We start from the raw sequence: 10,056 nt of genomic DNA, 5'->3' as shown, positions 1-10,056 counted from the left end.
GCGACGCGGCCGCCGCTCGAGGCGCCGCACCACACCGCCACCGCCGCGGCCATGGTGGGCGGGGGCAGCGGCCGGATCCGCCCCGGTGCGGCGGCGCGAGCCTCCCACGGCGTTCTATTCCTCGATGAGGCGCCGGAGTTCGGTTCGGCCGTGCTCGACGCGCTCCGCCAGCCGCTCGAATCGGGTGTGATCAGTATCCATCGCGCGAATGCCGTGGCCCGGTTCCCGGCCAGGTTCCAGCTGGTGATGGCCGCCAACCCCTGCCCCTGCGGCCGGTACGGGGCCGCTGACCTCGATTGCAGCTGCCCGCCGAGCGCACGGCGGCGTTACCTTGCCCGACTGTCCGGTCCACTCCTGGACCGGATCGACATCCAGCTGAGGGTGCAGCGGGTCACGGCCGCGCAGCTGCGCCTGGCCGCCGACGCGCCGCGCCTGACCAGTGCCACAGCGAGACAGCGCGTCGTTCAGGCCAGGGCGGCGGCCGCCGAGCGGCTGGCGGGAACGCCATGGTCCCTGAATTCGGAAGTACCGGGGCCGTGGCTGCGAGGCGTTCACGCCAGGCTCCCCGGGGAGACGACCGCGATCCTCGACCGGGCTTTGGAGCGAGGGGGGATCACCATGCGCGGCTACGACCGGGTGCTCCGGGTGGCGTGGTCGATCGCCGATCTCGGCGGGGTTGGAAGGCCCGGCCCCGAACAGGTCGGGCAGGCACTGTACCTCCGGAAGGGAATATCATCATGATGCAGTTCGGACTGGACGAGGCCACGGTGAACGAGCTTGCTGCCGGGGTACGCCCAACAGATGCCCCGCACGGCGAAATGGAGCCCGGTGTCGCGGGCGAGGTGTTTGCCCGGGCCGCGTGGACCTGCATTGCGGAGCCGGGAGACGGCACCGCCGGGGTGCTGGTCGACCGGCTCGGAGCCGGCCCGGCCCTGGCCGCTGTGCTCGATCCGGGCACCTCGGGCAGGCTCGCGGCGATGCTCGCGGATACCGGCGGCCCGGAAGGCTCCGGCTCCGAACTGGAGCCGGCCCTGCAACGCTGGCGACCTCGGTTGTCGTCGGCGGAGGTGATCCGGGCTCTCCGACAGGCCGTGCGGCTTTCGGCGCAGCTCGCCATTCCTGGGGACGACGTGTGGCCGGGCGGGGTGGACGACCTCGGGCCCCATGCCCCGATCGCGCTCTGGTGGCGGGGCATCGCCCCGGCCCTCGCCTCGCTGCCGAACTCGATTGCCCTGGTCGGCGCGCGGGCGGCGACGGGGTACGGCGAGCACGTCGCCATGGAGGCGTCGGCCGGTCTGGTCGACCGCGGCTTCACGATCGTGTCTGGGGCGGCCTACGGCATTGACGGGATGGCGCACCGTGCGGCCCTGGCCAGTTCGGGGCTCACCGTTGCCTTCCTGGCCGGGGGGGTCGACCGTTTCTACCCGAGTGGCCACGATGCGCTGCTCGGCCGCATCGCGGCCGACGGCGCGGTCGTCTCTGAGCTGCCCTGCGGGGCGGCACCGACCAAATGGAGATTCCTGCAACGCAACAGGTTGATCGCGGCGTCGAGTGCGGCCACGGTCGTACTCGAGGCCGGCTGGCGATCCGGTTCGCTCAACACGGCCGGGCATGCCGCCGCCCTCGGTCGCCCACTGGGCGCGGTGCCCGGCCCGGTGACCTCGCCGACGTCGGCCGGCTGCCACCGGCTGATTCGCGAATACGATGCCGTGTGCGTGACCACGGCGGCGGAGATGGCCGAACTCGTCGGCGAGCGGACGCTGAGCCTGACCCTCGACCTCCAGGCCGCCGACGGTGACAGCGGGGGTTTCGGGGGCCGCACGAGCGACCAGATCCGGGTGTTCGACGCCCTCAGCGGGAGATCCCCGCGCACCGTGCCCGACGTCGCGCGCCGCGCGGGCCTGTCCACGGCGGCCGTGCAGGGGGCGCTGGGCGCCCTCGGCCTGGAGGGAGCGGTGCGGGAGCGGGAAACTGGTTGGGTACGCGGCGGGTAGCGGGTGGTGAGGCTGACCCGGGTTAGGTTGAGAACCATGCAACCAGCAACGATGCTCAGTTCCATCCTCCGACGGTCGGGTGTTCCCCGCCCATATTCGACCAGCGCGCCGCTCGTTCAGGAGGAGGTGGCTGTGCCGCGGCCGCGAGCCGGTGAGGTTCTGGTGAAGATCGAACGCGCCAGTCTGTGCCACTCCGACCTGTCCGTGATCAACGGGTCCCGGGTCCGGCCGCTGCCCATGGCCCTCGGCCACGAGGCGGCCGGCGTTGTGGCCGCGCTCGGCTCCGGCGTCACGGATGTCCGGGTCGGCGACCGGGTCGTGCTCGTCTTCGTGCCCAGCTGCGGGGAGTGCCGGGCGTGCGCGGCGGGCCGCCCGGCGCTGTGCCACCGCGGTGCGGAGGCCAACGGCACGGGAGATCTGCTGCACGGAACGGCCGCTCTCACCTCGCCCAACGGTGAGCGGATCAACCACCACCTGGGTGTCTCCGCCTTCTCTGAGTTCGCGCTCGTGGCCCGGGAATCCGTGGTCGTCATCGACGATGACGTTCCCTTCGACGTTGCCGCGATGTTCGGCTGCGCCGCCCTGACCGGGATCGGCGCCGTGCTGAACACGGCCCGGCTGGCGCCTGGCCAATCCATCATCGTGTTCGGATTGGGAGCGGTGGGGCTGATGGCCGTCATGGCGGCCGCCCAGGTCTCCGGGACCACGGTGATCGCGATCGATCCGCTGCCGGAAAAACAGCGGCTCGCCCTGAAGTGCGGTGCGGACATCGCCGGTCCGCCCGAGCAGGCGGTCGCCCTCGTGGCCGAACACGCCGGCGACGGCGTCGATGTGGCCATTGAAGCGGTGGGCAGCGCCCGGGTCATGGAGGCCTGCCTCGGTCTCCTCACCCGGGGTGGAGCGCTCGTCTCGGTCGGGCTGCCGAACCCGGAGCAACAGCTCACCGTGCAGGCCCTCCAGTTCGCGGGTACGGGCGTTCGACTGCTGGGCTCCTACATGGGCGACTCCGTGCCGACCCGGGACATCGCCGCGTACCTGCAGCTCTGGCGCGATGGCAAGCTCCCCGTCGAGTTGTTGCACACGGACACGAGGCCGATCGCCGAACTCAACGAGGGTCTGGACGCGCTCGCCGACGGACGGGTTGTGCGCCGCCTGTTCCGGATGGACCGGTGACTCTTCGGCGGCGCACTGCGTAGCTCAGCTCGGTTCGGCTCAGTTCAGTTCAGTTCAGTTCAGTTCAGTTCAGTTCAGTTCAGTTCAGCTCAGGTGATGGTGACGGTGGTGGGGATAGCGGCCGCGAGCCCCGGAGCGACCGCGTTGAGCGTATACGGCCCGGTCTCCTTGTTGCCACTACCCTGACTGGTGATTATCTGGCAGTTGCCGAAGTTGGCCACACCGGCGGCGGAAGTCAGGGGGTTCGTTGTGCACGACAGTGAGCCGCCCTGGCCCGCAGTCACGGAGAGTGTGACGCTTACAGCGACGGCTGCCGTGTTGCCGAAGGCGTCCTGCACCGTGACAACCGGCTGCGACCCGAAGACGGTGTTCTTCTTGTAGCTGCCCGCAGGGAAGGATCCGGTGAAGGCGAGTTTGTATGCAGCTCCGGCCGAGATCGTGACGGTGTTGCTCGTGGCGGTGATGGGGCCACTCACCGTTGCCGTCAGTGTGTATGCGCCGACTTTGTCGATCTGGCAACCGGTGAAGGTCGTGACGCCCGCTGTCCTGGTGGAAGCGCAGGCTGACAGGGCGGCCCCGGATGCGTTGGTGAGGCTCAGCGTCACGGTCGCGGTGCTGTTTGTGACGGTGTTGCCGCCGGCATCCTGAGCGGTGACAACGGGTTGGTTGGGGAAAGCGATCTGACTGGTGGCCGTGCTGGTCGGGAAAGCAATAGCGAGTTTCGCTTCGGAACCAACGACAATGGTCAGGCTGTTGGACACGGCGGTCCAGGACCCGGAGACCGCAGTGAGGGTGTAGGTGCCTGGCTTGTCGATGTTGCAGCCGGTGAAGGCCGCGACGCCGGATGCGGCCGTGAGCGGGTTGGTTGTACATGTGAGCGTGGCGCCTCCAGGAGGCGCGATGCTGAGGTTCACGGGGACGTTGCTGGTGGTGACGGCGTTCCCGAACGCGTCCAGCACCGTGACCACGGGCTGGCCGGGGAATGCTGTCCCGCCGGTGCCGTTGGAAGGCTGGGTGGTGAAGAGCAGTTTGGTGGCGGGACCGGCCGTGACGGTGATGTTGCTGCTCGTGGCGGCGGTGAGCCCGGTTGCAGTGGCGGTGAGCGTGTAGGTGCCGGCCTTGTCGATCTGGCAGCCGGTGAAGGTGGCGATGCCGGACACGGCGGTGAGCAGGTTCTGTGCGCAGGCCAGGGTGGCACCGGCAGGTGTCGTGAGGCCGAGGCTGATCGTGGCGGCGCTGCCGGGGAGGACGTTTCCGCCGGCGTCCTGGACGGTGACGACCGGTTGGTTGGCCGAGGGGAACGTGGTCTGGCTGGTGGCGGAGAAGCTGGTTGTGGGCTGGGTGAAGGACAGTTTCTTCGCTGTGCCAACGGAAATGGTCAGGGCGGCACTCGCGGCGGAGATCAGGGAGCCGGAGACTGCCGTGAGTGTGAAGGTGCCGGTCTTGTCGATCTGGCAGCCGGCGAAGGAGGCAACACCGGACGTTGCCGTTAGCGGGTTGGCAGAGGTGCACCTGAGTGTGGCGACTGTGGAGCTCGTGATGCTGAGGTTCACGGGGGCGTTGCTGGTGGTGACGGTGTTCCCGAACGCGTCCAGCACCGTGACCACGGGCTGGGTGGGGAATGCCGTACCACCCGTGCTACTGGTGGGCTGGGTGGTGAAGCCGAGTTTCGTGGCGGGACCGGCCGCGATGGTGACGTTGCTGCTCGTGGCCGCGGTGAGCCCGGTTGCAGTGGCGGTGAGCGTGTAGGTGCCGGCCTTGTCGACCTGGCAGCCGGTGAAGGTGGCGATGCCGGACACGGCGGTCAGCGGGTTCTGCGCACAGGTGAGGTTCGCTCCCGCGGGTGACCCGGTGATCGCCAGGGTGACCGCCCTGCTGCTGGTCGTCACGGTCTGTCCGGCGGCGTTCTGGATCGCGACGCTGGGCTGGGAAGCGAAGACGGTGCCGCTGGTCGCGTTGGACGGTTGGGCCTGGAAGGCGAGTTTCGTCGGGTTCGACACTACGACGCCGGCACTGGGTGCACTCTTCGCCGTCCAGCCCCGATAAACCGCGGTGACCGTGTAGGTGTATCCACCGGACATCACGGACAGGTCGTCGCAGGATACCGTGGCCACGGTGGAGGTTGGGCTGGTGCCGCAGGCCGGAGCGGTCGCTGCGGTGCCGGTCTCGGTGCGGGTGGCGTAGTAGCCGGTCGGGGCGAGCGCGCCGGCGGATGCCGTCCAGCTGAGGTGCACGGCACCGGAGCTGGTTGCGGGAACGAGGATGTTGGTGGGCGGCAGCAGTGTGCCGAGGGAGGCCGAGCCGGAGCCCTGCCCGGGGGCGGTGTAGTACGCGGAGGCACCACTGGTGACGGACACCACCAGCACGGCCAGGGTGACGGCGGCGGTCAGCCCGACGAACGGGAGGCGGGTGTTTCCGGACGCGGAACGGCGGGGACGGAGGAAAGTCACGTCAACCTCTCACAGCGATCGAACGAGCCTGGACGTTCAAGAATCTGGATACGCAGGTAGAGCCGCACGAGCGGACCGGCTCGGGGAGAGCCCGCCCGCTCGTGCTCGTGCTAGTTGGAGCTGAGCGTCAGGGTGACCACGGCGCTCTTGCAGGCGTCCTGGTTGTTGGCCGTGTCGGCGAAGGACAGAAGCCCCGTGGGAGAGAGCGTGACGACCCCGGGGGTCTTGCCTTTCAGCGTGGTGTCAAAGGTGACCGGCGAGATGGTGAAGTCCGACGCGAGACACAGCGCGTTGGACGTGGTGACGACCGAGGTGATCGTTCCGAGGTGGAGTGTGGACGTGCCCGCATTCTGCGCCGTGAACGTCACCGGCACGGAGTTGCCGGGTGCGAGCCCTGGATCGAACGTCGCGGTGAGGACAAGCGTGCCGTTGGCGGCGGCGTTGGCAGCGGATCCGGTGCCCTGACCGGTCGTCGACCAGTAGGCGAACGCTCCGCCTCCGCCAACCAGGAGCAGTGCAGCCGCGACGAGCGCGATGCCCCTGACCCGCTTCGGCTTGGCGTTACCGGCGGTTTCCAGGGGCGAGATGTTCGTGGTCATGTGATGCCCTTCAATCGGTTCGGGTCTCGACTGTCCTCATTTGTGAGGACACGTGATGGAACCTAGAGCGGTCCCGCATGGAGCGTTAGGCCCGATAAACCCCCAGAACGGGGACTCGGCGCCCCCACTAGAGGGCTCATCTAGCGACCGGCTGGTGTCGGAGGCAGCCCGTAGTGTGGTCGACACGACGAAAGGTGAGTCATGTCAGTCGTGCAACTGGGCCAGTACCCGCCCGCGTCCCATCTGATCGCCCACATCAGCGACACACACTTCCTCGGCGGTTCACGCACCCTCTACGGGACCGTGGACACCGACAGCCCCGTGCGCCGGGCGCTGGCCCAGCTCGAACGCTCCGGGCTGCGCCCGGACGCCCTCGTCTTCACGGGCGACATCGCCGACACCGGAGAGGCGGATGCCTACCGCCGGGTGCGCGGTCTCGTGCAGGCGTCGGCGGACCGACTCGGCGCCGAAATCGTCTGGGTGATGGGCAACCACGACAAACGGGCCGCATTCCGCACCGAACTCCTCGGACGGGCCGGGTCTGAGGCCGAGTCCGATGCGCCGGTCGATGGTGTGTTCGACCTCGGGGGAGTGCGCCTGATTGCACTGGACAGCAGCGTTCCCGGTTACCACCACGGAGACCTCACCCGGTCCCAGCTGGACTGGCTGGCCGACCTGCTCAGCGAGCCCGCACCCCACGGCACGGTGCTGGCCCTGCACCACCCGCCGATCCCCACCATGATTCCACTGATGAGCATCCTGGAACTGCGCAGCCAGGCGCGGCTGGCCCAGGTGATCGCCGGCAGCGATATCCGGGCCATCCTCGGCGGTCACCTTCACTACGCCACGACCGGAATGTTCGCGGGCATCCCGGTTTCCGTCGCCGCCGCGACCTGCTACACCCTCGACGCGAGTGCCCCGCAGGGGGAACTGGTCGGGCAGAGCGGCGGGCAGTCGATCAACCTGGTGCACGTCTACGACGACCAGATCGTGCACTCGACCGTGCCGCTGGGCGAATTCGACGTCGCAACCAGATTCGACGCGGCCTTCCTCGCCCGGATGCAGTCACTCAGCCCTGAGGAACGCACCGAGGCGTTCTCCCGCCAGGTCGACTCGGCCGGATGCGTGGCGTGACTGGGCGGACCGTGAGCCTGGCCGCTGCCGTCGAGGACTTCGCCGTCTACCTGGCCGTGGAGCGCGGCTTCTCGCCGCACACCGTCCGCGCCTACCGGAGCGACCTGGCCGGGCTGCTCACCTTCGCCGAGGGGCGCGGCGTAGTCGAGTCCTCAGCCCTGACCCTTGATCTCCTCCGGGATTGGCTCTGGGTGGGCAGCCAGTCGGGGTTGGCGCGGGCGACCATCGCCCGCCGGTCAGCCACCGCGCGAGGTTTCACGGCCTGGCTGGCGCACACCGGGGCGAGCCCGGCCGACCCGGCGATCCGGCTGCGCTCGCCCAAGCCGGGCCGCACCCTCCCACGGGTGATCAACCGCGCCCAGATGCAGGACCTGTTCGGCCACCTCGAGCTCCGAGCGGCCGACAGCGAGCCGCACGCCCTGCGCGATCTCGCGATCGTCGAACTGCTCTATGCGTCTGGGCTGCGCGTCTCCGAACTCGTCGGCCTGGAGGCCGGCGACGTCGACCTGCACCGGCTCACCGTGCGGGTGACCGGAAAGGGATCGAAGGAGCGGGTGGTGCCGTTCGGCGTGCCCGCCCAGTCCGCCATCCTCGCGTACCTCGACCGGGGGCGCCCGGTGCTGGCCGCAGCGAAACTCCCCGCTCAGGCATCCGCGCTCGAGGTCGGGGCCCTGTTCCTCGGCACCGCACGGAGGCGTCTGGGCGTGCGGGCCGTGTACCGTCTCGTCGCCGCCCTCCTCGCCGACGTGCCGGGCAACGGCCCGGCCGGCCCGCACGCCCTGCGCCACACGGCGGCCACCCATCTACTCGACGGTGGCGCCGACCTCCGGGCCGTCCAGGAACTGCTCGGCCACGCGAGCCTGGGCACCACCCAGATCTACACCCACGTGTCGGCCGAGCGGCTCAAGCAGAGCTACCTCAACGCGCACCCCCGGGCGTAGCCGGGCCCTCGAGCGGCAATAGCACTGCCCGGCGGACGCCGCCAAGGTATAGCCGGGGGGACACGTACCGCCCGTGGAGGCGCGCCCCCAGGTGCACGCACCTGGCAGAGCAGTGACCACCCGGCGCGACATACCCGACCAGCTGGCCGCGCGCGACCGCCTCACCCGCCGAGACGACCGCGGTCACGGGCTCCACGCTCGACGACAGATCGCCGGCGTGCCGGATCGAGAGCACGGGACGGTCGACGACGGTTCCCGCAAAGAACACCACTCCGGCGGAAACGGCGAAGACCGGTGCCCCGACGTCCGCGGTCAGGCCGTTGGCGGCCAGGTCGAGGCCGCGGTGCCCGGCGGAGTAGTCGGTGGCAGGCGCCACGTACTCGGCGAGCACCCGGTGAGGCGGTGTGAGCGGCCAGACCCACGGCTCGGTCGGGGGCACGGCGAAGGGAACGAAGAAGGAGGCGGCCGCCAGCGCGGCAGCGACGAAGAGACCGGGAAGCTGCATGCCCCCACCGTTGGGCATTCGATGTCCGCTCTGTCGGCCGGGCGCGCATTCGTGGACAGGGCGGTCCCGACCATGACTGTGGCGGAAAACCCCGCTCCCGGGACGCGCACGGCGGCCCTCTGCGTGGGTGCTAAACTCATCAAAGCAGCGCTGCGTGCGCTGACTACGCGTGCCCATTCGGCCTCCGCATCCACTCGGTCCTCGCTTCCCCGGAAGCAGGCGGATGCGCGCCGGGCACCAGGAGTAGTGATCATCCGATCACGACACAAACCGATTGGCGTTGCTCTGCCCTGCAGGCGCGCCGGACAAGGAGTACGGCTCATGGCCGTCGTAACCATTCGCCAGCTGCTCGACAGCGGCGTGCATTTCGGGCACCAGACCCGCCGTTGGAACCCGAAGATGAAGCGATTCATCTTCACCGAGCGGTCCGGCATCTACATCATCGACCTGCAGCAGTCCCTCGGGTTCGTTGACAAGGCCTACGACTTCGTCAAGGAGACCGTCGCCCATGGCGGCACCGTGCTCTTCGTCGGCACGAAGAAGCAGGCGCAGGAATCGATTCAGGAGCAGGCGACCCGTGTCGGCCAGCCCTACGTCAACCAGCGCTGGCTCGGTGGCCTGCTCACCAACTTCCAGACCGTCTCCAAGCGTCTGGCCCGCATGAAAGAGCTCGAGGAGCTCGACTTCGAGGACACCGCCAAGAGCGGCTTCACGAAGAAGGAAATGCTCATCAAGAAGCGCGAGCTCGTCAAGTTGCACAAGAGCCTCGGCGGTATCCGCAACCTCACGAAGACACCGTCCGCGCTGTGGGTTGTGGACACCAACAAAGAGCACCTCGCCATCGACGAGGCACGCAAGCTCGGCATCCCCGTGATCGCAATCCTCGACACCAACTGCGACCCTGACGACGTTCAGTACCCGATCCCGGGTAACGACGACGCCATCCGCTCCGTCGGCCTGCTGACCCGCATCATTGCGGACGCAGCGGCCGAGGGCCTCATCCAGCGCCACGCCAAGCCGGAGGCCGAAGTCGAGCCCCTCGCCGCTTGGGAAGCCGAGCTGCTGCAGACCGGTGAAGCCGCTGCAACAGACGCGACCCCCGAGCAGTCCTCCGCCGAGACCGCTGAGGTTGCCGCCGTAACCGTCGCCGCCGAGCAGGTCGCAGCCGAGGCCGTCGCCGACGAGGTCCCCGTTGTGGAAGAGGAAGCCGCAGCAGTCGCTGCCGCCGACGCTCCCACCGAAGAAGCCAAGTAAGGATTC

At 69.1% G+C, this 10,056-nt stretch carries 9 protein-coding genes; 6 read left to right on the top strand and 3 right to left on the bottom strand.

Annotation, left to right across the window (positions count from 1 at the left end; all coding sequences use genetic code 11):
• The 3 genes from E3O19_RS12785 to E3O19_RS12775 form a co-directional block, all read left to right on the top strand.
• Positions 1-741 (top strand): ATP-binding protein (locus tag E3O19_RS12785; RefSeq protein WP_134568170.1); only part of this gene is annotated, 741 nt, incomplete at its 5' end.
• The gene (gene dprA / locus E3O19_RS12780; protein WP_134568168.1) at positions 738-1,994 is read left to right on the top strand and encodes a DNA-processing protein DprA; all 1,257 of its coding nucleotides are present in this window, start codon (positions 738-740) and stop codon (positions 1,992-1,994) included. The genes E3O19_RS12785 and dprA, both read left to right, overlap by 4 nt.
• Before the next feature lie 36 nt (positions 1,995-2,030).
• Positions 2,031-3,167 carry an alcohol dehydrogenase catalytic domain-containing protein gene (locus E3O19_RS12775; RefSeq protein ID WP_420898614.1) on the top strand — a complete coding sequence of 379 codons (1,137 nt, stop codon included), beginning with the start codon at positions 2,031-2,033 and terminating at the stop codon, positions 3,165-3,167.
• 89 nt (positions 3,168-3,256) lie between these two features.
• On the opposite strand, the gene E3O19_RS12770 is transcribed toward E3O19_RS12775, so the two are convergent.
• Positions 3,257-5,617 (bottom strand): beta strand repeat-containing protein, encoded by a 2,361-nt coding sequence (locus E3O19_RS12770; protein WP_134568166.1) that lies wholly within the window; start codon positions 5,615-5,617, stop codon positions 3,257-3,259.
• 110 nt (positions 5,618-5,727) lie between these two features.
• Positions 5,728-6,216 carry a hypothetical protein gene (locus tag E3O19_RS12765; protein ID WP_134568164.1) on the bottom strand — a complete coding sequence of 163 codons (489 nt, stop codon included), beginning with the start codon at positions 6,214-6,216 and terminating at the stop codon, positions 5,728-5,730.
• A 201-nt stretch (positions 6,217-6,417) separates the two neighbouring features.
• Between E3O19_RS12765 and E3O19_RS12760 the strand changes: the two genes are divergently transcribed.
• Positions 6,418-7,350, top strand: coding sequence for a phosphodiesterase (locus E3O19_RS12760; RefSeq protein ID WP_134568162.1), 933 nt, complete (start codon positions 6,418-6,420; stop codon positions 7,348-7,350).
• A complete protein-coding gene (locus E3O19_RS12755; protein ID WP_134568160.1) occupies positions 7,338-8,291 on the top strand; it encodes a tyrosine recombinase XerC in 954 nt (317 codons plus the stop codon). Before E3O19_RS12760 ends, E3O19_RS12755 begins: the two co-directional genes overlap by 13 nt.
• Here E3O19_RS12755 and E3O19_RS12750 read toward each other — a convergent pair.
• On the bottom strand, positions 8,269-8,796 hold the full coding sequence (locus tag E3O19_RS12750) for a M23 family metallopeptidase (RefSeq protein ID WP_166804567.1): 528 nt from the start codon (positions 8,794-8,796) through the stop codon (positions 8,269-8,271). The two genes, E3O19_RS12755 and E3O19_RS12750, sit on opposite strands and share 23 nt — an antisense overlap.
• A gap of 321 nt (positions 8,797-9,117) precedes the next feature.
• Here E3O19_RS12750 and rpsB point away from each other — a divergent pair, with 321 nt between their 5' ends.
• On the top strand, positions 9,118-10,050 hold the full coding sequence (rpsB, locus tag E3O19_RS12745; RefSeq protein ID WP_134568157.1) for a 30S ribosomal protein S2: 933 nt from the start codon (positions 9,118-9,120) through the stop codon (positions 10,048-10,050).
• Positions 10,051-10,056: the final 6 nt, after the last annotated feature.

Origin of the sequence: Cryobacterium algoritolerans (assembly GCF_004402785.1) — a bacterium.
Lineage (GTDB): Bacteria > Actinomycetota > Actinomycetes > Actinomycetales > Microbacteriaceae > Cryobacterium > Cryobacterium algoritolerans.
Note: the sequence above shows the minus strand (reverse complement) of the source record. Positions and strands in the feature narration are given on the sequence as shown.

Coding starts and splice junctions, on each gene's coding strand:
- E3O19_RS12755 (WP_134568160.1), top strand. CDS start 7,338: ATGCGTGGCGTGACTGGGCGGACCGTGAGCCTGGCCGCTGCCGTCGAG.
- E3O19_RS12765 (WP_134568164.1), bottom strand. CDS start 6,216: ATGACCACGAACATCTCGCCCCTGGAAACCGCCGGTAACGCCAAGCCG.
- rpsB (WP_134568157.1), top strand. CDS start 9,118: ATGGCCGTCGTAACCATTCGCCAGCTGCTCGACAGCGGCGTGCATTTC.
- dprA (WP_134568168.1), top strand. CDS start 738: ATGATGCAGTTCGGACTGGACGAGGCCACGGTGAACGAGCTTGCTGCC.
- E3O19_RS12775 (WP_420898614.1), top strand. CDS start 2,031: ATGCAACCAGCAACGATGCTCAGTTCCATCCTCCGACGGTCGGGTGTT.
- E3O19_RS12760 (WP_134568162.1), top strand. CDS start 6,418: ATGTCAGTCGTGCAACTGGGCCAGTACCCGCCCGCGTCCCATCTGATC.
- E3O19_RS12750 (WP_166804567.1), bottom strand. CDS start 8,796: ATGCAGCTTCCCGGTCTCTTCGTCGCTGCCGCGCTGGCGGCCGCCTCC.